The following is a 23,041-nucleotide window of genomic DNA, read 5'->3' as shown; positions in this document are numbered from 1 at the left end:
AAATGTCGATGATTCAATGGCCTCGTATCCGCCAGGTGAAAGACGTCGTGGTGGAAATGATGAGAGTAGAAGAAGCGATATGGATTACCTCGCCTTCCTTACAGCATCAATATCCAGTATTAGCTAAACGATCCTGTTTTCTTGTTGATTCTGCAGATTGGGACACCTTGGTAGCCCTTCAGGAATGGGTGTACCAGAATCGAAGCAAATGGATCATAGCATTTGGCGGCGGCAAGGTGCTTGATTTAGCCAAGCTGGCCGTTAGACTGGGTCGTTTGGATGAAGCGGGCAAGGCGCAGTTAAGGAAGCGAAAATGGATCACATATAATGAAAGTCATCCGTATCGGTTAACCGCCATTCCAAGTACGGCAGGAAGCGGCAGCGAAGTCAGTGAGACGGCTGTACTGACCATTGATGGTCAAAAAGTTCCGCTGCATCATGCTTCTTTACTGCCAAATGAAGTGCTGCTCGATGAGCAGATCGTGGCAACTGCTCCTGATCGGGTATTGTGGAACGGGATATGGGATGTATTCACCCATGCACTGGAGTCCTATGTGTCTCCTCTGGCTACGCCGGCCAGCAAGCGATTGTCACTGGATGCTATCAGAAATTGCAAAGAACACGTGGATAAACTGACCAGCACAAGATTGGAACCTGCTCCGGAAAGTAAGCAATCGGCAAGTTCGGACTTACAGTGGAATAGTGTGCTGGCTGGAAAGGCGCAAAGTGTGGCTTCTGCGGGATTGATTCATGCCCTTGCGCATCAGGTTGAACATCGAAAGCAATGGCATGGAGAAGCATGTGGTCGAATCATCGCAAGCGTGACACGCTTTCATATGACGAAGGCGGAGGAGAAATTTCATTCCATTTGGCAGGCGTGTGGATTTGAGGATGCCATAGAGGGGATAGCCTGGCTGGAGGAAAAAACCAAGCAGACAGTCGGAACCTTTCGGCCTGTTGATCAGATGCAAATGAATCGCGAGGAGATGCTCAAGCGTATTCAATTGGACCCATGCTTCCGTACAAATGCTGCGTACATATCCAGACAAGAGCTAGACACATGGCTGCAGACATGGTGGTTTACCGGAGAGGATCAGATATAAATGTCTATACATGATTGCTTGATGGAACAAGTCAGGCCTTACGAAATGGAACAGGCCGAGAAAGAAACCTATCTGTTGAAGGAATTTCGGCATTTGCTTCAGTGGCATGTCCAGCATTGCAAACCGTACCGTCATTTGGTAGAGGCTCAGGCCCGAGACGGACAATATGCAGCATTGACGGACCTTCCTTTTCTGCCGACATCCATCTTTAAGGAATTTGAATTAAAAACCGCTGCGAATAAAGATGTGAAAATGAAGACGGTACAGTCCAGCAGCACTTCCTCAGGTGTTCCCTCACAGGTTTTCATCGATGAGAGAACCTCTGCCAGACAACGTCAATCGTTGCAGGCCATTTGGAATGATCATATAGGCGTGGAACGCAGACCTTATATTATCTTTGATACCATGCAAACTGCACGTGGCAAGCAGGTAATGTCCGCTCGAGGAGCTGCGATCATGTCCTTAATGGGTTATGCATCGGAATTTCATTTTGTTATGGATGACATACACGGTGAGCTGAGACTCAATCCAGAGCGATTCGAGCAGGCTCTGCAAGCAGCCAGAGAAGCGGGACAATTCATCGCCTATGGATTTACCTATCTGCTTCATCAGGCCCATGAGCAGTTGATGACATTGTATGAGGCGCAGAAGGGCTTTGATTCCCAAACGTTTCTGATTCATAGCGGAGGCTGGAAACGCCTGGAGCATATGCGTGTGCACAAAGAAACATTTAACCAGCAAATCTCTCAGTTTTGGGGCATTGAACCTTCTCAGGTCATTGATTTCTATGGATTAGTAGAACAAACGGGCGTCGTGTATCCGGATTGTTCAGCAGGAAATAAACATGTTCCTTACTTTGCTGATGTCATCATCAGGGCCCCTCACACATTGAAACCATTGCCAGTCGGGGAAACGGGACTCATTCAGCTCATTTCGTTGCTGCCGCTTTCTTCCCCTAACTTTTCGGTACTGACCGATGATCTCGGGGAATGGGTGGGGACCGATGAGTGCCCATGTGGAAGGAAGGGAAAAGCATTCCGATTTAAAGGCCGGGCGCCAAAGGCTGAGGCACGCGGATGCGGGGATGTGTATGCGGAGGAGATAATGGGTGCAGATACGAAGCTACATGCCAAATGATATAGAGGGAGTTCGGACCTTATATGAGGCACGGGGACTTCAGTTTGATCCATCCTTGTTTCAATGGAAGAAACAGGCGCCGGTCCAAATGAGCTGGGTGGCCGAAGAAGAAGGGGTCCTCTATGCTCACTATGCCATGATTGAAATGCCTTTCAAGCCGAAAGCAAGGGTAGCCTTCGCTGTGGACGGGATCTTTCATCCGGAAAGGACGACCCTTCCATTTATAGCTGACATGTTGGAGCACGCTTTGCATTGGGCACGAGATGAAGCCAAACTGGATGCCGTAATGGCGTTTGCAAATAACAAAATGGGACCAGTGAAGCGATTACTGGGATGGCAGCCTTTCGGAACTTATCAGGCGGCACAAACGAACGGAAATGCCAGAGGAGAGGAGAGGCTAAGCCTATCTCCAAGCCTGGCGGACCAGCAAACCTCCTGTTCAAACTCAGACTATCCTTCTATTTATGAAGCTTGGCGGTTCCTCGCTTCTCCAAGAAGATATCATTATATGAAAGGCCAGGAAAGGCACTATTGGTTCACAGAGAGTCAATGGCTGCTTTCTCCCGTTGAAGATTTCATGGCAGAAGCAGTGCAGCTCAATGAGAAGACCTTTCATTATATGGCCAGAACCCGTGAGGGAATCAGTGGAAAAATGACAGAAAAGAATCCGGCACAAACCGAGATGTGGACTCCCTTGTATAAGCCGCTGTCCAAACAGGCTGAAGCATGGGAACCTCCACCTGTATGGCCGTTTGAAACCGTGGAAGGGGTGACGCTGGGATGGTAAATGCCATTCATTTTATAGAGGGGCGAACGCAGCAGGAACAACCCCTGTCCGATGAGGAATTCAAGCAGCGGCTTCAGCATTTTGGACAGCAACCGCGTCAAGTGCGGCACCTGAAGTTCAACGACATGGTCGAAGCTTTCTACACGCTTTATCAGCGCTTGGCATCTCCCAAACATCCCGTCCATCGTCAACTTCGCCATGTGGGCCTGGCCTATTTATTAACCTTTATCCACCCGGATTCTTTGCGAAGTTTCTTGAAACGAGGTCTGCGTCACGAGCAGGTGCTTGATCAGGTGGTGGACTTGACGGGGATGAGCGTTACCGCCGTTCCCAGAGGCATGATCGGTCACTGGATGGCTGGAAATGTCCCTCTGTTAAGTCTTATCTCTGTTATCCAGGCAATACTCACGAAAAATCACTCGATTGTGAAATTAAGCAGCAGACAAATCGATTATATCAGCCCTTTTCTTGCTGAGCTTTCGAAGTGCGGACAAGCCGGACAAGTCATGTCAGAGTCTGTTATGGTCGTCTCCTATCCTGGAAAGGATACGATATGGAATCAACAGGTAGCCGCTCAATGCGACGTGCGTGTAGCTTGGGGAGGCAGGGAAGCTGTGCATGCTGTATCCTCTCTGCCGGGAAAGCCAGAGAGTGAAACATTGATATTCGGACCCAAATACAGCTGTGCGGTAATCGATCCTGCACAAATGGATACAGCAGACTGGACTAGGATTGCTCAAGATATGCTGTTATTTAATCAGTTGGCGTGCTCGTCTCCGCATGCCTTGATTGTAAAAGGAGACAAACAAGTTTCTCTGGATGCTGGGGGGCGACTGGCTGAAGCCTTACAGAAACCGTTACGCAGCCATGTGTCCCAGCCTTTCGATGCCGGGGAAACGATGAAGGTGGTTCATTATCGGACGCGAGCATGGCTGAAGGGGGAGCGGTTGCTTGTCTCCGAAGGAGCGGAATGGACGTTGCATTTCCACGACCGGTTAGAGCCGCTAACAGGTGAGGGCTTGCATATTTTACATGTATATCCCAGTAAGGACATGAGTGAAATTGGACACGTTCTGCCTCCTTCCATACAGACAATTTCTCACAAACTGGAGGAAGAGGATATGCTGCGATTGCTGGACAGTGTCCGTTTTCAAGGAGTGAGTCGGATCGTACCCGTCGGCAAAGCCCATCATTATCAATTGCCATGGGATGGCATGCTGGTACTGGACCGATTTGTTCGCTGGATCACAGTGGAGAAAGGGTGAGGGCTTGCTTATGGAAAAGAGCGTAGATAAGTTGATTATTATACAAGCCAGAATGGGCTCTTCAAGATTGCCGGGCAAAGTACTAAAGTCCCTTGGTCAAACCAGCATCCTTGACCATGTGGTTCAGCGATGCAGACAAATAAATGGGGACGCAGTTATCTTGGCCACTTCTGTATTGCCTGCCGATGATGCGATATCGTCGTGGTGCCAGATGAATCAGGTGGCCTGTTTTCGTGGCTCGGAAGAAGACGTGTTGTCCAGATATGCGGCGTGTGCGGAGTTGTATCAACCAAATTGGGTGATACGGGTAACCGCAGATTGTCCATTTCTTGATGTTCAGCTAGCCAACAAAATGATGGGCGTACTCGCACATACAGACGCGGATCTCATCTCACTTGATCGCGATCTGCCCCGAGGGTTGGCTGTGGAAGTGATGCGTTATTCGGCATTGCTCGCCGTACATGAACGGGGGACGGAAGCCCGTCATCGTGAACACGTCACCTACTATGCCTATGAGCATCCAGAGCAGTTCAAACTCGCATACGTGCATGTGCCGGACGTTCTTCATCATCCTCATCTGAGAATGACCGTCGATACCGTGGAAGATTATCAATTGTGCCAGACGTTGGCTCAACATATTCCGGATATTGTTCAAGTTCCTTCTGCTCAGATTGTACAATATTTGCTGGAACATCCTGAGGTCGCTCGCTTGAATGCCCATATTCAGCAAAAGCCGGTCTGTTGACATGCAGATGGCTATACGTACGGATGCTTCTGTAAATATAGGTTCAGGACATGTGATGCGATGTGCTGCACTTGCACAAGATGTGCTTCGCAAAATGCCGGAGGCCAGGGTGCTATTTATTTGTCAGCGTGTGCCAGGTCATATGATGGATTGGCTCGAATCACAAGGCTTTGAAGTCGCCAGTATGCCAGCCGTCTCTGATCCACTATCTGATGCAGTCCATACCGCTCGCCTGATGCAGGAAAGACGGAGGCCGGACAGCTTCAATCAATGGGACTGGTTGGTCGTGGATCATTATCAGCTGGATATCGTATGGGAACTTGAGATGCGAAAGTTCACGAAAAAAATCATGGTAATCGATGATCTGGCTAACCGGAAGCATGATTGTGACTTGCTTTTGGATCAGAACTTGCATCAGAATGCCGATCACCGTTACCAGGCACTTGTACCTGAACATTGTATGCAGTTGCTGGGCCCCGGCTTTGTGTTATTAAGGAAGGAATTTTTCGAAGCGAGAAAAGAATTGAAACTTCATGATGTCACGCGATCAGATTCAGATGCGTTTCGTTTGCTGGTGTTTTACGGAGGCAGTGATCCAACTGGAGAAACCATGAAAGCACTGGATGCGGTGGAGAAAGTCGCCCAGGATCAACCACGGCTCCATGTTCAAGTGGTGACAGGGACGTCTAATCCAGCAAGAGGCACGATCGAAACCAGATGCAAATTGATGCTAAACACCAGCTACATCTGTCAAACGAATCAATTGGCTCGTTTCATGGCAAGCTCTCATCTGGCATTGGGCGCAGGAGGAGTGGCGATGTGGGAACGCTGTTATCTTGGACTCCCTTCGCTGATTACCGTAACGGCCGACAATCAAGTGGAATCCGTACAAGCTGCAGCGAAGCAGGGGGGTATCCACTCTCTGGGATGGCATGCGTCTGTGACTTCTGAAGATGTGACTGCATCTCTGCATCGATTGATGACGGATCGAGAGTTGAGAGAGGACATGCGGAACAAGGGTATGGATATGATGGATAGTAACCACGTACGTACTCAGAATAAAGTGACAGAAATATTGAGCGGAGGGTTGGAGCCATGAATCGTACCATAACCATTGGTGACCATAAAGTGGGCGAGAGCCATGAGCCGTTTATTATTGCAGAAATGTCGGGCAATCACAACCATTCATTGGAGCGGGCACTGAAAATCGTGGAGGCTGCAGCCGCTGCTGGTGTACACGCATTGAAGCTCCAGACCTATACAGCCGACACTATGACATTGGATATCAATGAGGGTGATTTTTTTATTGAGGATCCTCAGAATTTGTGGAAAGGTGAATCGCTGTACAATCTGTACCAGAGAGCGTACACGCCTTGGGAGTGGCATGAGCCCATTTTCAATCGGTGTCTAGAGCTGGGAATCGTGCCTTTTAGTACCCCATTTGATGATACCGCGGTCGATTTCCTGGAATCCCTTGATGTGCCATGCTATAAAATTGCCTCGTTCGAGAATACAGACTTGCCTTTAATCCGCAAAGTGGCACAAACCGGAAAGCCAGTTATTGTTTCAACCGGCATGGCGACAGTAGCGGAACTGGACGAAACGGTCCGGGCACTGCGTGAACAGGGCTGTACCCAATTTGTATTGCTGAAATGTACGAGCACCTATCCGGCATCACCTGAACATTCGAATTTGATGACCCTCCCTCATATGAAAGCACTCTTTCAATGTCAGGTGGGATTGTCTGACCATACAATGGGCATCGGTACGGCAGTCGGCAGTGTGATGCTGGGTGCCACCGTCATTGAGAAGCACTTCACCCTTTCTCGTGCTGATGGCGGGGTAGATGCCGAGTTTTCCATGGAGCCTTCGGAGATGAGCGCGCTTGTTCAGGAGACGAAGCGAGCATGGCAGAGCAAGGGAAATATTTATTACGGGCCTACTGAAGCGGAGCAGAATGCCCTTAAGCATCGCAGGTCCTTATATATCGTGCAAGACATTGAAGCCGGTGAAATACTGAGCAAGGATCACGTGAGAGCCATCCGCCCGGGAGCGGGTCTGGCTCCAAAATATATGGAAGAGCTACTGGGCAGACGAGTACCTAAGCGTTTATCGAAAGGCACACCAGTATCGTGGGATTTATTTGACACCTGAGTTTTCAGCTTACCAGATATCAAGTTAATGAAATGGGGGTAGACCATGCAAAGGCCATCTATAGAACAAGATCGAATTGACCTGACTTCGTCTTCCCACAAGCAGCAGGAACGGTGGCAGATCGAGCAATTATTTGATCGTCTCTTCCCCATTTGCAGGAGTATTACGGGCCCTGGATTAAGACAGTCCCTGGACATTTTATCGGAATGGATGCCACTGGAGCATTTTTCGGTTGCGAGCGGGACCCGTCTATTTGACTGGGAGGTTCCGAAAGAATGGCGCATTCGATCAGCCACTCTGACCGATCCGCAAGGACGAGTCATTGCAGACTTTGACACTCATAATCTGCATGTTTTGAACTATAGCATTCCGGTAGATGGATATTTTACTTTGGATGAATTAAAATCCCATCTGTATACAAACCCTGTCCTTCCGAATTCTATCCCCTATGTCACGTCTTATTACAAAGAGAGATGGGGATTTTGTCTTACACAGGACATCTATGATCAATTAAAACCAGGACGTTATCATGCCCATATCGATAGTGAGCTCGTGGAAGGTGAAATGAATTATGCACATGCAATCCTTCCTGGGGAGTGCGAGGAAGAAATTCTGATCAGCTCCTATCTTTGCCATCCATCCATGGCAAATAATGAACTGAGCGGCCCTATTACGGCGGCCATGCTGTATCAACGCCTGTCCAGATGGCAAAAGCGGAGATTTACGTATCGATTTGTTTTCGCACCTGAGACGATCGGCTCTATTGCCTATCTGCATCAGTTTGGAAAAGGTTTAAAAGCAAGGATGCATGCCGGAATGATCCTGACCTGTTTGGGCGGACAAGAGCCATTAAGCTATAAGCAGTCTCGTCAGGGTCATTCCCCACTTGACCTGCTCTGGCATCATTTGTTTGCCTCTGAAGCCTCCCCAAATCGAACGAGACCGTTTACGCCAAACTATGGATCTGACGAAAGGCAATATAACTCTCCTGGTTTCAACTTGCCAGTAGGGCAAATTTCACGTATGCTGCATGCAAGTTTTCCGGAATATCATAGCTCCGCAGACACGAAGGAAGTAATGACAATGGACGCATTAGTGAAGAGTGCGGACGAAATAGAGCACCTTCTTCTGGGACTGGAACTGGATGGTTATTACGTCAATCAATCTCCTTATGGCGAGGTGAAGCTGGACCGTTATGGCTTGTATCCGGATATGAACCAAAACGGAATACTGAGGCAATCCAACAATCAATTGGTAGATGGAAGAAAGCAGCTAAATCGTATATTGACGATATTGAATTATGCGGACGGACAGCATAACCTGCAGGAAATAGCTGAAAAGTGCCAGAGTCATGGTAACATCTATGATCTGCAACCGGTTATCCACTTGCTGATCGAGAAGGGTCTGTTAAAAGGCCCCTATTCCAATCGAATGGAGCCATTTGAGATATGAAGGTACTTTTGATGACAGGTTCCCATCCTCGTCACCGATATGTGGCCAATCAGCTGATTTCTGCCGGTTTGCTGCATGCGCTGTTAGTGGAAGAAAGAGAGGCGATGCTTCCACAGCCGCCAAATGATTTACATGAGCAGGATCGTCAAAATTTTATCCGTCATTTTCAGGAGCGAGAAGAAACAGAAAAGGCCTGGTTTCCCGATCCATCCATTGACGAAGAAGGGCATGCTCTGTCAGTTTTTCGCTGTCGTCCTGAAACACTCAATACGGAAGCCGTTCAAAACTGGGTGACGGAGCAGCAACCCGACATGGTACTTACTTATGGCGTACATATGCTTCACGCTCCCTTGCTGGCAAAGCTCCCCCCGATTTCATGGAATATTCATGGCGGATTATCTCCGTGGTACAGGGGCAATACGACGCTGTTTTGGCCATTCTACTTCCTGAAACCCAACTGGGCAGGAATGACGATCCATCAGTTGACCCACAAGCTGGATGGGGGAGATATCATTCATCATTCCGTTCCGGATCTGAGGTACGGGGACGGGATTCATGATGTGGCATGTCGTGCCGTGGTCCAGGTCGTAGCGGATTTGATTGAAATTGTGCAACGAATCAGATCGGGACATGTGATATCTGCGATCCCACAGAAATCGGCTGGCAAGCTTTTTACCTCTGCCGATTGGCACCCGCAACATTTGCGAGTGATCTACAACACCTTTCAAAATGATATGGTAGATCGATTTTTAGATGGCGAATTGCCTGTCCAGCAACCTCCGCTAGTAAAAGCGTTCTAGTGCACAGGCCTTTCGGACGCGTTATACTGATTACCAGGAAAGGGGATTGTCTATGCGTGTATTAGTGACAGGTGGAGCCGGTTTTATCGGCAGATGGGTCGTGAAGAAACTCCTGGAAGACGGACATGCAGTATCTGTCATCGATGATTTATCGAATGGCAGTGAAAAAAACTTGGAGGAATTCCGCTCAGATCCGTTCCTTCAATCTGTTGTAATCGGGGATATCAAAAATCAGGCTTTGATTGATGAGCTGTTTGCGAAACATTCATTTGAAATTTGCTACCATTTAGGTGCTTCGATTAACGTACAGGATTCGATTGATGACCCAAAGACCACGTTTCAGAATGATACAGTCGGAACGTTCTGCGTGCTGGAAGCCTGTAGAAAGCATCATACCAAAATGGTTCTAATGAGTACCTGTATGGTATATGAACGTTGTACCGAGGCTTCTGGCCTTACAGAAGCACATCCGGTAAAGCCTGCTTCGCCATACGCAGGTGCCAAGATTGCCGCTGAAAGCATGACTTTGTCCTATTTTCATGCGTACGGCCTACCTGCAGTCGTCGTAAGACCTTTTAATACGTATGGACCTTATCAGAAGACAAGCGGTGAGGGTGGCGTAGTCTCTATTTTCGTTCATCAGAAGCTGTTAGGTGCAGACATACAAATATATGGAGATGGCACTCAGACCCGTGATCTGCTCTATGTCGAAGATTGCGCCGACTTTGTTGTCTCAGCGGGATACTCGGATCGCGTAAATGGGCAGGTCGTACATGCAGGAACGGGACAGGACATAGCCATTAACGAACTCGCTCAACTGATCGCACAGGATCATTCCGAGATTAAGCATGTTCCTCATATTCATCCACAGAGCGAGATCCAGAAGCTGCTCTGTAATCCGGAGAAAGCGAAGCAATTGCTGGGGTGGGAAGCGACAACCCCTCTAACCGAAGGGATTCGCAGAACCGAAGAATGGATCAGACGTTTCACCCGTGCGTGAAACAGGAATGAACGGATCACAGAGAGGATGTCTGGTCATGACAAATCTGAACACGCTGGCGATTCATGGCGGTGTCCCGATACGAAGCACCATGCTTCCATATGGACGCCAATGGCTGGATGAGGAGGACATCGCACATGTGGTAGATACATTGCGCAGTCCCTATCTCACACAAGGACCTGCAATTGAAGCATTTGAACAAGCAGTCGCCGAGGAAGTGGGAGCTGGCGATGCCATCGCTTTTGCGAACGGCACGGCTGCGCTGCATGCCGCATGCCATGTTGCGGGGATCACAGAGGGTGATGAAGTCATTACGAGTCCCATTACCTTTGCAGCCAGTTCGAATTGTGTCCTTTATTGTGGAGGCCGACCGGTATTCGCAGATATTGATCCACAAACCTATAATCTGGACCCGTCTAGCGTTGAGCAGGCTATTACATCTCGCACAAAAGCGATTATGGCGGTACACTTTACGGGGCAGCCCTGTGACCTCACAGCCTTGCGTGCTCTGACAAACAGATATGGATTGCAGTTGATTGAGGATGCTGCACATGCTTTGGGAGCGTCTCATCAGGGGCAACCAATTGGGTCATCTTCCAACATGGCGATGTTCAGCTTCCATCCTGTCAAGCCAGTGACCGCTGGAGAGGGCGGTGTGATTACGACTCACGATGAAAGCGTGGCTTCACAGCTGAGAAGCTTTCGCTCTCACGGTATCGTTCGCGATGCAACTGTGATAGACCGGGAAGGTGCCTGGTACTATGAAATGCAGGAACTGGGCTACAATTATCGGATGACCGATATCCAAGCTTCTCTCGGCCGCTCGCAGCTCAGAAAGCTGTTCAGTTTCACTCAGCAACGCAGAGCTATCGCCGAGGCTTATACGACTGCATTTGAACAGATAGACGGACTCATTGTGCCCAAGCAGTTGACGGAAACAGAATCGGCATGGCACTTGTATTCATTGCAATTGAATCCGGAGGCATTCCGAGCTTCCAGGAGAGAATTTTTCGAGGCGTTGCGAGCAGAAAATATCGGTGTACATGTCCATTATATTCCAGTGTATTGGCATCCTTATTACGAGCAACTCGGTTATGCAAGGGGACTGTGTCCAGTAGCGGAAGAGTGGTATCAGCACGCTCTGACCCTTCCAATCTTCCCGGGTATGACAGCTGAGGATGTAAATGATGTCATTGAAGCCGTTAAAAAAGTAGCGTTCGTGTATCACAAGTAGACATGACCCCTTTATCTACAGAGGGGTCTTTTTTTGTGGATAAAGTTAACCTGATGTGGACAACTGACCCCCGCATTGTGTGCAAATCCGATGCAACTACCTGTGGATAATGTGGATAAATCTGTGCATAACCAATGAAAACAAGCTTTCATTTTGAGAAGAAGATGTAAATAGTCGAATTTTCAGATAATTTTGGGCTTGATCGGCGTGGAAAGGACATTGACATCAAACAGGACCAATGATATATTCAAATTGTGGGATACCCAAAACTCACGTATTTGAAGACGAAGGGAATGTATTACATGCAAGGTAAAGTGAAATGGTTTAACGCAGAAAAAGGTTACGGTTTCATCGAAACAGAAGAAGGCGGAGACGTTTTTGTTCATTTTTCCGCAATCCAATCTGAAGGTTTCAAAACATTAGAAGAAGGTCAAGAAGTCGAATTCGACATCGTTGAAGGCGCTCGCGGACCTCAAGCTGCTAACGTAATAAAATTGTAATCATCATCCTCTAAATGAGAGGTACCGATATAGATGGTTTCATTTTGAACGATTAGCCCAACAGGCTTCCTTTCTTGTCATTGCTATGACAAGGAGGGAAGCCTTATTTTATTTCTGGACTTTACTAAAGGAAGGAATTTCTTGAAAAAACCAAACCATTGCCTTACTATTTAGACGTTGTCCCCTACATTTATGTTCACAATACTGAAATAGGAGGTGGAATGAACTCGTTCATAAGGAAATACATAATCTTCATGAAAAACATGCTCGACGGTTTTTTCACTACCGAAAGAAGTGATAGTTTCGGCCTCATTCATTCCAGTACTCGATTAAAATTTGACAGGAGATGTATACATGAAAAAAAGAAAAGTGATCATTCCATTTTTGTTTAGCTTGCTGTTATTATTCAGTCTTATATCTTCAGCATCGGGAAGTAATGTTTGGACTACATTCACAGAATTACCGAAAAAGACGACAAACTTCGCTTATGCCAGTGTCGGTGATAAAGTTTATGTGATTGGGGGATATGATGGCACAAATGTTTTGAATAGTGTGTATGAATTTGATGTGAATTTGAAAACTTGGACACAAAAAGCAGATGCGCCTACTTCCAGGTGGCAAGCAGACACTGCAGTTTATAATGGAGAGATTTATGTTTTTGGAGGAACATCGAATGTATCCCCTCAAGTCCCCCTAAACACCGTTGAAAAATATAACCCGGTCACAAATACATGGACAACTTTAACTCCTATGACAGTAGCTAGATATTTAGCTAGTGCAGTTATGCTGAATAATAAAATATATGTGATCGGTGGTGGAAACGGGCAAACATATCAAGATGTTGTTGAAATCTATGATCCTCAGAATGACACATGGAGCACAGCGAGCAATATGCTAACACCTAGAGAAAATATGGATTCGGTTGTGTTATCAGGAAAAATATATGTAATGGGTGGGAAGGCTTTAAGTTCTTATGTAAATACCATGGAGATGTATGATCCTGCCACAAATACTTGGACAACCAAATCAAGCTTATCTACAAGTCGAAGCAATATGAGTGCAGTCATTTATAATCAACAAATTCTGGTGCTCGGTGGTTACAATGGCAGTAATCTAACTTCCATTGAAAGCTATAATCCCGCTAGCAACAGTTGGACCAACTTTGGAAACTTGCCGATTGCAAAAAGAGGTTTTGGAACCGCTGTAATGAATAATGAGATTATTACATTCGGTGGTTATGGGGCAGATGTTTTGGATCGGGTGGATGCTTATGTAGCTCAACCGGACGCTCCTCTTAATCTGACAGCAAATGCCGGCAATCAGCAGGTAGTGTTGAATTGGGAAGCGGTAACAGATGCGATAGGTTACAATGTAAAACGAAGCACGACATCCGGAGGACCATACACAACCGTTGCTACCTCATTAGCTGGCACCACGTATACAGATGCAAATCTCACCAATGGCACAACGTATTATTATGTCGTTACAGCCATTGATCAAGTAGAGAGCACCTATTCAAATGAAGTCTCAGCTACGCCTAATTATGACAATCGGGCAATATTGGTCATTACAATGCAAAATGGTCTAGAAAAGGAATATGATCTTTCCATGACTGAAGTGAATCAGTTCCTTGACTGGTATAGCAATCGGGATGCAGGTATTGGATTACCTTATTACAAAATTCAAAAAACCAGCAATATCGGTCCCTTTATAAGTAGAACAGACTATATTATTTTTGACAAAATGATGTTTTTTGAAATCAATGAGTATACATTTGTATAATCAAAAATTAGTCCCTGCCACAGGCAGGGATTTTTTTAAATGAGTCAGATTGAATGCTATATAATTGAGTGCCATATAGATGAGGGAAAGTTCGGAAGCGCAGATTCAAACCCATCCAACCTGTGTATGAGGATAGAGGCTCTATATGTCTCTCATATAAATGAATAGAGTAAACGAATCGAGGTAGACGTCCCAGGCTGCAAGCTATGATTTTATTCACAGTTGGGAGCAGTGTAACACAATGGACGAAAAGGGACAGAAACCTCAAAAAAATCGTAAAGATTTTTTGAAGTCGCCTATTCGACTATGATACAATAGAGCCAAGTAAAGGAGGAGTTGCACATGAGATTTCATATTCGCGGTAATCAGATTGAAGTAACAGCAGCTTTGAAAGAATATGTAGAGAAAAAGCTGAGCAAACTCGAAAGATATTTCGATGCTCCCCCTACTTCCGATGTACATGTCACCTTAAGCGTGATCAAAGATGTACAAATTGTTGAAGTGACCATTCCGCTTACAGGTGTACTGCTTCGTGCAGAGGAAAAAGGTCAAGATATGTATGCTTCCATCGATCTGGTGGTCGACAAACTGGAAAGACAAATTCGCAAACATAAAACGAAAGTGAATCGCAAAGTTCGTCAGCAAGGCGGAATGAAGAGCCTGTTCAAGGAAAATTATGAGCAGATCGGCAATACGGCTGTTGCCCCTCATGAGCCGGACGCAGAAGAAGATTTCGAACTCGTTCGAACCAAACGCTTCGACTTGAAACCGATGGACATAGAAGAAGCGATTCTGCAGATGAACATGATTGGACATAACTTTTTCGTATTCTCCAACATGGATACGAGTGAAGTGAACGTCGTTTATAAACGTAACGATGGAAAGTACGGGGTTATCGAACCTGCTAAATAAATGAGCGCTGATGAAAAGCTTCACTCCGAGGGAGTGAAGCTTTTCTACGTAGACCTACTCTAATCTTCCAAAATATAAGCTGTTGAATCAACTGGTTCAAACTGTTAATATTCTAACTAAGTATGTGTATCGAACACACAGGGATATGCTGCGGCAAGAACGCTGAAAGGGGACAACCCATGCTTGGATTAGTGAAGAAAATATTTGGTGATCAAAATGAACGCGAACTAAAGCGTTTATACAAAAGAGTGGAGCGAATCAATGAGCTTGAGCCGGACATGCAAAAGCTCAGCGATGAAGAGCTTCAGGGCAAGACAAATGAATACAAATCCCGATTGGAGAAGGGCGAGAGCCTGGACGATCTGCTAGAAGAAGCCTTTGCAACCGTTCGTGAAGCCTCTAAACGCACCCTCGGCATGCGTCATTTTGATGTGCAGCTGATCGGTGGAATGGTGTTGCACGAAGGGAAAATTGCCGAGATGCGAACCGGGGAAGGGAAGACCCTCGTGGCGACCTTGCCGGCCTATTTGAATGCGCTCGCTGGCAACGGCGTGCATGTTATCACGGTCAATGACTACTTGTCCTCCACACAGAGCGAGCAGATGTCCCAGGTCTATGAATTCCTGGGCATGACGGTAGGATGCAACCTGAACAGCCTTTCCCACGAACAGAAGAAGCAGGCATATGCTTGTGACATTACGTACGGGACGAACAATGAATTCGGTTTTGACTATTTGAGAGACAATATGGTGCTGTACAAAGAGCAAATGGTACAGCGCCCGCTTTCCTATGCCGTCATTGATGAAGTGGATTCCATTCTCATTGATGAGGCAAGAACACCACTCATTATTTCGGGACAGGCGGCAAAGTCCACCCAGCTTTATGTGGCTGCTGATCGCTTCGTACGCACACTGCAAGGGGGCACCGACTACAACACCGACGAGAAGATCAAGAATGTGACGCTCACGGAGGAAGGTGTCGAAAAAGCAGAGAAAGCGTTTGGCATTGAAAATCTGTTTGATCATCAGCATGTGACCCTCAATCATCACATTACCCAGGCACTGAAGGCTCATGTCATCATGAGGCGCGATGTGGATTATGTCGTGCAGGAAGATCAAGTGGTCATTGTTGATGAATTTACCGGTCGCCTGATGACAGGTCGTCGCTATAGCGATGGGTTGCATCAAGCCATTGAAGCCAAGGAACAGATTAAGATTCAGAATGAAAGCATGACCTTGGCGACTATTACGTTCCAGAACTATTTCCGTATGTACCAAAAGCTGTCGGGCATGACTGGTACAGCGAAAACAGAGGAAGAAGAATTCCATAAAATTTATGGCCTGACTGTCATCATCATTCCGACCAATCGTCCGATGATTCGTCAGGATCTGGCAGATGCCGTATATAAAAACGAACGCAGTAAATATAAAATGGTCGTAGAAGAAATTTCCGAGCGCCATGCCAAACGGCAGCCGGTTCTGGTGGGTACCGTATCCATTGAAAAATCCGAACTGATCGCTCAGATGCTGAAGAAAAAAGGGATTTCTCATCAGGTGCTCAATGCCAAGTTCCATGCGGAAGAAGCCGCAATCGTGGCCCAGGCAGGTCAGGCAGGGGCCGTCACCATTGCGACGAACATGGCAGGCCGGGGAACCGATATTATGCTGGGTGAAGGTGTACATGACCTTGGCGGACTGCATATTATTGGTACGGAGCGTCATGAGAGTCGCCGTATTGATAACCAGTTGCGCGGACGTGCAGGCCGTCAGGGAGATCCGGGTTCTACCCAATTCTTCATTTCCCTTGAAGATGAACTGATGCGCAGATTCGGTTCAGACAATATTATGAATGTAATGGAACGACTGGGCTTTGAAGAGGATCAGCCGATTGAGAGCAGACTGGTCAGCAAAGCCATTGAATCTGCCCAGAAGCGGGTAGAGGGCAACAACTTTGACGTTCGTAAAATTGTACTACAATATGATGATGTCATGAACCAGCAGCGCATGATTATATACAAACAGCGCAAGGAAGTGCTGGAGTCCGAGAACATTCGCGATGTCGTCTGGGGCATGGTTACCCCTGTCGTCAGCCGAATTGTCGAAGCTCACTGTGCCGACGATGTGATCCCTGAGGAATGGGATCTGGATGCCGTGGTAGACTATGCAAACGCCACATTCCTGAACGAAGATCATCAGGTAAAAACGGCTGATCTGAAAGGCAAAGAAAAAGAGGAAATCATCGAATACTTTACCGAATTGGTAGAAACCCAGTATGCAGAGCGTGAAGAAGCCATGGGCGCGGAGATGATGCGTGAATTCGAGAAAGTGGTTACCCTGCGCGCCGTAGACAGCAAATGGATGGATCACATCGACGCGATGGACCAGCTGCGTCAAGGGATTCATCTGCGGGCGTACGGCAATACCGATCCGCTGAGAGAATACCAGTTCGAAGGTTTTGAAATGTTCGAGCAAATGATTGGAACCGTACAAGAGGAAGTCACTCGATATATCTTTAAATCTGTCGTTGAACAGAATGTAAAGCGTGAAGCTGTGGCAGAAGGTCAGGCTGTCAATCCGAAGGAAGAGCCGGCGCCGAAAAAACCGGTCAGACGCGAACAGCAGATCGGTCGCAATGACCCGTGTGTATGCGGAAGCGGCAAGAAATACAAGCAATGCTGCGGCAGAGCGTAAATCAATGAAGAGGTGAGCCACATGTTTGAAGCAGAAGTGAAGCAGGAAATGCGTGAGCTTGGGGATCGATTAGAGCAGCTTAGGGGGTCTCTTTGACTTAGATCTCAAGCTTGAGCAAATCGAGAACTTCGAAATCAAGATGAGTGATCCGGATTTCTGGAATGACAACGAGTCAGCGCAAAAAGTCATCTCGGAAGCAAATGCCGTCAAAGAAGTGGTCCAACAGTTTCAGCAGCTGTTTGACAGCTATGAAGACTTGCAGATGATGATGGAACTGGCACAGGAAGAACAGGATACAGACGCCGCCCAAGAAGTGATAGATGGCGTGCCGGCACTGACCGAACGACTGGAGAAGTATGAGCTTCAGTTGCTGCTCAGTGAACCTTATGATAAAACCAATGCCATCTTGGAGCTGCATCCGGGTGCGGGGGGGACGGAATCTCAGGATTGGGCAGAAATGCTGCTGCGGATGTACCGCCGCTGGGCCGAAGACAAGCAGTTCAAAGTAGAAGTCCTCAACTATTTGCCTGGTGATGAAGCGGGTGTGAAGAGTGTAACGCTGCTGATTAAGGGCTACAATGCTTATGGCTATCTGAAAGCAGAGAAAGGCGTGCATCGCTTGGTACGCATCTCCCCGTTCGACTCCTCTGGCAGAAGGCATACCTCCTTCGTTTCGTGCGATGTGGTGCCGGAAATTGATGATGAAATCGGGGATATCGAGATTCGAACCGAAGATTTGAAAATCGATACCTACCGGGCGAGTGGAGCAGGCGGCCAGCATATCAATACGACCGATTCGGCTGTGCGGATTACCCATCTGCCGACCAATGTCGTCGTAACTTGCCAGTCTGAACGCTCACAGATACAAAATCGTGAACGCGCGATGAAAATGCTGCGTTCCAAACTGTATGAAAGAAAGATCGAGGAACAAAAGCAAGAACTGGCAGCCATTCGGGGAGAGCAATCGGATATCGCTTGGGGCAGTCAGATTCGATCCTACGTCTTCCATCCATACAGCATGGTCAAGGATCATCGTACCCAGGTAGAGACGGGCAATGTGGATGCCGTAATGGATGGCGATCTGGACACGTTTATTGATGCCTATTTGCGAAAAATGATCATCCGTGAATAGATTGCTTCCGGAGCAGAACATCCTACACATGATGTGTAGGATGTTTATTTTTCAGACAGGAATGCGGCAGTTCGATATGGAAATACAATGATAGAGGGAGTTATACCATGAGAAGAATGACGGCCACACTTGCACTGAATTCCAAATGGCGTCTGTTACTTGAATATGTGTACCTGATTTCAGGAGCAGCGATTATTGCGATCAGCTTCAATGTGTTTCTGAATCCCAACGAAATTGCTTCTGGTGGTGTGGCGGGCATTTCCATCATCCTTCGGAGCTATTTCAATTGGGAGCCTGCGGTTGTACAATGGGCGATCAATATCCCTTTGTTCGTGGCAGGTTTGCTGTTGCTGGGTCGCCGTTTTGGAGTGAAGACAGCAGTGGGTTCCGTGATCCTTCCCTTGTTTGTCCTGCTGACACGTGAGTGGGAGACGCCGACTCATGATCCCTTGCTGGCTTCCCTTTATGGGGGGATATGCATCGGCATTGGCTTGGGCATTGTGTTTCGCGGCAGAGCCTCAACGGGCGGACTTGATCTGGCTGCTCAAATTATACATAAATATACAGGGCTCAGCCTTGGGCTGGCGATTGCCATCCTGGACGGTCTCGTCATTCTTACCGCCGGATTTGTATTCTCACCGGAAAAGGCGCTTTATGCCTTAATCGGCTTGTTTGTCACGAGCAAAACCATCGATGTCGTACAGATGGGCCTGTCCTATTCCAAGGTCGCGTTCATTATCTCGGATCTGCAAACCGATATTCAAAAAGTGGTGCTCGAGGATCTGGACCGTGGGCTGACCCGATTGACGGCGCATGGCGGATACACAGGAACGAAGCGTGAAGTGTTGATGGTGGTGGTCAGTCAGACCGAAGTGAGCAAGCTGAAAGCCCTGGTGAAATCGGTCGATCCCCATGCTTTTATTATCTTGAGTGACACGACAGAAGTGCTGGGAGAGGGCTTTAAGGCCGTCCATTAAAAACGTGAAAATACCAATTGAATTATTATACTGAGGTAAGTATAATTATACATATTATGCATGGGAAGAGGGGAACGGTTATGACTTCAAAATTACGTGCAGCGGTGGTAGGGTCTACCGGTTATGGAGGCGTAGAACTGCTAAGACTGCTGCTTAGACATCCATATGTAGAGATCACCTCGGTCATCTCATCGTCCAATGCAGGAACGCCGATTACAGAAGGCTTTCCGCATTTGCAGCATTTGCTAGTCGATGAGCTTGATCCGGTGGATATTCCATTGATACAACAGAAATGCGATATCGTATTCACAGCAACACCATCAGGCGTGAGCACCAAGCTCGTACCCCAGCTGGTGGAGGCGGGATTAACAGTCATTGATTTGTCCGGTGATTTGCGTATTAAGGATGCGGCGACTTATGAGCAATGGTATAAGCACGAGGCTGCACCTGCGGCTATATTGGAGCAGGCTGTGTACGGTTTGGCGGAAATATACGGAGAGCAAGTACGCGACCGCAAGCTGATTTCCAACCCCGGCTGTTACCCGACAGCGGCACTGCTTGGACTCATTCCGGCTCTAAAGGCGGACTGGATCGATCCGCATTCCATTATTATAGATGCCAAAAGCGGTGTATCCGGTGCGGGACGCAAGTTGGGACTGAATGTCCATTACGCCGAAATCAACGAAAATTTCAAACCATATAAAGTCAATCAGCATCAGCACATCCCGGAGATCGAACAGGTGCTGTCTGACCAGATGGGCCAGACCATCACGACCACCTTTACCACTCATCTGGTTCCGATGACCAGAGGCATCTTGTGTACGATGTATGCACAGCTGCAGGAAAAGCGTTCAGTGTCCGATTTTATCGACTATTATCAGTCGTTTTATGAAGGGAAGCCATTTGTGCGGATTCGCCCGGAGGGGAACTGGCCGGCTACAAAGGAAGTATGGGGTTCCAACTATTGTGATATCGGATTTGCAGTGGATGAGCGGACGAATCGGGTCACCATTCTGTCCGTCATTGACAATGTCGTGAAGGGTGCAGCAGGTCAGGCCGTCCAGAACCTGAATCTGATGATGGGCTGGGACGAGAGTCTGGGCCTTGATTTTACTCCTGTATATCCTTAATTTCATGGAGAAGAGAAAGGTGAATGAAGCAATGGAAACGGAGAAGTATCAGGTGTTGCCAGAGGAGCCGCTTCGCTTGCCGAAAGGTTTTTTGGCTGGCGGATTGCACTGTGGTTTAAAGAAAACGGAGCGTCATGACCTGGGTGCGATCGTGTGTGAGGTCCCGGCAGTCTCAGCGGCTGTGTATACGACCAACTTGTTTCAGGCAGCTCCCTTAACCGTGACCCGTGACAGTCTCTCTGCAGGCGAAGGACTGAGAGCGGTCATTGTCAACAGCGGGAATGCGAATGCCTGTACAGGCAAGCAAGGATTGGACGATGCCCGCAAAATGCGAGAGTCTTTTGCCGAGGCCCTGCAAATTTCAGCTCAGCAGGTGGCTGTCAGCTCCACAGGCGTAATCGGGGAACTGATGCCGATGGAGAAAGTCATGTCCGGCATCGAGCGATTGCCGGCAGTGCTGAATCGCGACGGGGGAGAAGATTTTTGCCAATCCATTCTCACGACAGATCTCGTGAAGAAAACCGCTTCGGTGATCGTGACGATCGACGGACAACCGGTGATGATTACCGGTGTAGCCAAGGGGTCGGGTATGATCCATCCTAATATGGCGACCATGCTTGGCTTTATCACGACTGATGCCGTCATCTCTGAGCCGGGGCTTCACGCCTTGCTAAAGGAAATGACAGATGCGACATTCAACATGATCACCGTAGACGGAGACACGAGTACAAATGATATGGTTTTAGCCATGGCAAGCGGTCAGGCTGAGCATCTTCCACTTCATGAGCATCATCCGGATTGGCTGGCCTTCAAGCAGGCTTTTGCCTATGTGGCCGAAGTACTGGCCAAAGCGATTGCTAGAGATGGCGAGGGAGCTACCAAACTGGTAGAGGTGACTGTCAGCGGCGCACCGAGTACGGAGGCAGCCAGAGCGATTGCCAAGACCATCATGGGCTCCAGTCTCGTGAAAACAGCTTTGTTTGGTGCAGATGCCAACTGGGGGCGGATCATTGCCTGTGTCGGGCGAGCCGGTGTCGTCGTCGCTACCGAACAAGTCGATATACGACTGGGTGAATTTAGCGTACTGGAAAAATCCAGGCCCGTACCCTTTGATGACGAGGCCGCGACGGAATATTTGAAAACAGCAGATACCGTCACGATTGAAGTGGATCTGCATGATGGCGAGTACGCCTCCAAGGCATGGGGCTGTGACCTGACGTATGAGTACGTGCGGATCAATGCAGCATATCGCACTTGACGAAGGCGTACGAAAGCATTCGAAGGCATAACATGACGGAATCTTCATTTAGCCATACAGAGCATCGACCAACGAGCGAATCACAGTCAAATGAGAGTCATTAAGGAATAGCAGGAATAAACATGACGCAATAGCAAGATCGATATAGCAAGGGAGCACGGTAAGTATGGAAATGCATCATTTTGTAATGAAATGCGGGGGCAGCACCGTGGCAGAGCTGCCGGAATCATTTTTCGAGGAGCTCAGGCAACTGCAGGCAGAACAGATGATGCCGGTCATTGTACATGGCGGAGGACCCGCCATTTCCCGCATTCTGGAAAAATTGCAAATTGAAACGGAGTTTGTTCAAGGATTGCGTAAAACCAGCGAAGACGTCCTCGACGTGGTGGAGATGGTGTTATCCGGTCAGATTAATAAGCAAATCGTCCGAAAAATCAATCAGACAGGCGCGCAATCGCTCGGCATTAGCGGAATTGACGGCGCATTGATTGAAGCTGCACCCGTCGCCAATGCACATGAAATTGGTTTTGTCGGTGAAGTCACCCGCGTGAGGGGAGACATCATCCATGGGCTCACACAAATGGGCTTCATACCGGTGATTGCTCCGTTGGGCATTGATCAGGCTGGTCAGCGATACAACATCAATGCAGATACGGCAGCGGGCGCAGTCGCCTCCTCCATTGGGGTGGAACGGATGATTGTCGTCACCGATGTCCCCGGTATTATGAAGACTATAAACGGCGAAAAAGTGATCCAGCAAACCGTTACCGAACAGGAAATTGAAACGATGATCGATAGTGGCGAGATCTATGGCGGCATGATTCCAAAGGTGCGTGCTGCACTGAAGAGCCTTGAAGGCGGCGTATCGGAAGTGGTCATTATTAGCGGCAAGGAAGCTGGCGCCATGACCGACGTACTGAAAGGCCGGGCGAAAGGCACCGCCATTCGCAAGGGATAAGCAACAAACGGTAAACGATAGATAC

20 protein-coding genes are annotated in these 23,041 nt (G+C 47.9%); all 20 read left to right on the top strand.

Going from position 1 to position 23,041, the window contains the following annotated elements:
* Positions 1-2 precede the first annotated feature (2 nt).
* A complete protein-coding gene (locus ACFSUC_RS10155) occupies positions 3-1,103 on the top strand; it encodes an iron-containing alcohol dehydrogenase (protein ID WP_379929441.1) in 1,101 nt (366 codons plus the stop codon).
* Positions 1,104-2,240 carry a LuxE/PaaK family acyltransferase gene (locus tag ACFSUC_RS10150; protein WP_379929440.1) on the top strand — a complete coding sequence of 379 codons (1,137 nt, stop codon included), beginning with the start codon at positions 1,104-1,106 and terminating at the stop codon, positions 2,238-2,240.
* Positions 2,212-3,027 (top strand): hypothetical protein, encoded by an 816-nt coding sequence (locus tag ACFSUC_RS10145; RefSeq protein WP_379929438.1) that lies wholly within the window; start codon positions 2,212-2,214, stop codon positions 3,025-3,027. The genes ACFSUC_RS10150 and ACFSUC_RS10145 overlap by 29 nt, the downstream gene beginning before the upstream one ends.
* Entirely contained in the window at positions 3,021-4,292 is a 1,272-nt protein-coding gene (locus ACFSUC_RS10140; RefSeq protein WP_379929437.1) for an acyl-CoA reductase, read from the top strand. Before ACFSUC_RS10145 ends, ACFSUC_RS10140 begins: the two co-directional genes overlap by 7 nt.
* Before the next feature lie 10 nt (positions 4,293-4,302).
* Positions 4,303-5,037 carry a cytidylyltransferase domain-containing protein gene (locus tag ACFSUC_RS10135; protein WP_379929436.1) on the top strand — a complete coding sequence of 245 codons (735 nt, stop codon included), beginning with the start codon at positions 4,303-4,305 and terminating at the stop codon, positions 5,035-5,037.
* Position 5,038: 1 nt separating this feature from the next.
* Positions 5,039-6,136, top strand: a complete 1,098-nt coding sequence (gene pseG / locus ACFSUC_RS10130; protein ID WP_379929434.1) for a UDP-2,4-diacetamido-2,4,6-trideoxy-beta-L-altropyranose hydrolase — start codon at positions 5,039-5,041, stop codon at positions 6,134-6,136.
* Positions 6,133-7,191 carry a pseudaminic acid synthase gene (gene pseI / locus ACFSUC_RS10125; protein WP_379929432.1) on the top strand — a complete coding sequence of 353 codons (1,059 nt, stop codon included), beginning with the start codon at positions 6,133-6,135 and terminating at the stop codon, positions 7,189-7,191. Before pseG ends, pseI begins: the two co-directional genes overlap by 4 nt.
* A gap of 45 nt (positions 7,192-7,236) precedes the next feature.
* Positions 7,237-8,643, top strand: coding sequence for a DUF4910 domain-containing protein (locus tag ACFSUC_RS10120; RefSeq protein ID WP_379929431.1), 1,407 nt, complete (start codon positions 7,237-7,239; stop codon positions 8,641-8,643).
* Positions 8,640-9,443, top strand: a complete 804-nt coding sequence (locus ACFSUC_RS10115) for a formyltransferase family protein (RefSeq protein ID WP_379929430.1) — start codon at positions 8,640-8,642, stop codon at positions 9,441-9,443. The genes ACFSUC_RS10120 and ACFSUC_RS10115 overlap by 4 nt, the downstream gene beginning before the upstream one ends.
* Before the next feature lie 52 nt (positions 9,444-9,495).
* On the top strand, positions 9,496-10,443 hold the full coding sequence (locus ACFSUC_RS10110; protein WP_379929429.1) for a dTDP-glucose 4,6-dehydratase: 948 nt from the start codon (positions 9,496-9,498) through the stop codon (positions 10,441-10,443).
* 37 nt (positions 10,444-10,480) lie between these two features.
* On the top strand, positions 10,481-11,677 hold the full coding sequence (gene pseC, locus ACFSUC_RS10105; RefSeq protein WP_379929428.1) for a UDP-4-amino-4,6-dideoxy-N-acetyl-beta-L-altrosamine transaminase: 1,197 nt from the start codon (positions 10,481-10,483) through the stop codon (positions 11,675-11,677).
* Positions 11,678-11,979: 302 nt separating this feature from the next.
* Positions 11,980-12,177 carry a cold shock domain-containing protein gene (locus ACFSUC_RS10100; RefSeq protein ID WP_379929426.1) on the top strand — a complete coding sequence of 66 codons (198 nt, stop codon included), beginning with the start codon at positions 11,980-11,982 and terminating at the stop codon, positions 12,175-12,177.
* A gap of 354 nt (positions 12,178-12,531) precedes the next feature.
* Positions 12,532-13,959, top strand: coding sequence for a Kelch repeat-containing protein (locus ACFSUC_RS10095; RefSeq protein WP_379929425.1), 1,428 nt, complete (start codon positions 12,532-12,534; stop codon positions 13,957-13,959).
* 342 nt (positions 13,960-14,301) lie between these two features.
* The gene (gene hpf / locus ACFSUC_RS10090; protein ID WP_379929424.1) at positions 14,302-14,871 is read left to right on the top strand and encodes a ribosome hibernation-promoting factor, HPF/YfiA family; all 570 of its coding nucleotides are present in this window, start codon (positions 14,302-14,304) and stop codon (positions 14,869-14,871) included.
* Between the two features lie 179 nt (positions 14,872-15,050).
* Positions 15,051-17,561 carry a preprotein translocase subunit SecA gene (gene secA / locus ACFSUC_RS10085; protein ID WP_379929423.1) on the top strand — a complete coding sequence of 837 codons (2,511 nt, stop codon included), beginning with the start codon at positions 15,051-15,053 and terminating at the stop codon, positions 17,559-17,561.
* A gap of 21 nt (positions 17,562-17,582) precedes the next feature.
* Positions 17,583-18,693 (top strand): peptide chain release factor 2 gene (prfB, locus tag ACFSUC_RS10080; protein ID WP_379929422.1). Its coding sequence is split into 2 segments (ribosomal slippage): positions 17,583-17,654 and positions 17,656-18,693, totalling 1,110 coding nucleotides; the frame shifts between segments, so codons are not numbered across the junction.
* 116 nt (positions 18,694-18,809) lie between these two features.
* Positions 18,810-19,670: a YitT family protein gene (locus ACFSUC_RS10075; protein ID WP_379929622.1), complete on the top strand. Its 861-nt coding sequence runs from the start codon at positions 18,810-18,812 to the stop codon at positions 19,668-19,670.
* An 80-nt stretch (positions 19,671-19,750) separates the two neighbouring features.
* Complete coding sequence (gene argC / locus ACFSUC_RS10070; RefSeq protein WP_379929421.1) at positions 19,751-20,800, top strand: N-acetyl-gamma-glutamyl-phosphate reductase; 1,050 nt, start codon at positions 19,751-19,753, stop codon at positions 20,798-20,800.
* Between the two features lie 31 nt (positions 20,801-20,831).
* Complete coding sequence (gene argJ / locus ACFSUC_RS10065; RefSeq protein ID WP_379929621.1) at positions 20,832-22,058, top strand: bifunctional glutamate N-acetyltransferase/amino-acid acetyltransferase ArgJ; 1,227 nt, start codon at positions 20,832-20,834, stop codon at positions 22,056-22,058.
* A gap of 166 nt (positions 22,059-22,224) precedes the next feature.
* A complete protein-coding gene (argB, locus tag ACFSUC_RS10060; protein ID WP_379929420.1) occupies positions 22,225-23,016 on the top strand; it encodes an acetylglutamate kinase in 792 nt (263 codons plus the stop codon).
* Positions 23,017-23,041: the final 25 nt, after the last annotated feature.

The organism is Marinicrinis sediminis (genome assembly GCF_042685085.1).
In the GTDB taxonomy this organism is placed as follows: domain Bacteria; phylum Bacillota; class Bacilli; order Paenibacillales; family KCTC-33676; genus Marinicrinis; species Marinicrinis sediminis.
The sequence above is the reverse complement of the archived record's forward strand: the minus strand, read 5'-3'. Positions and strand labels throughout refer to the sequence as shown.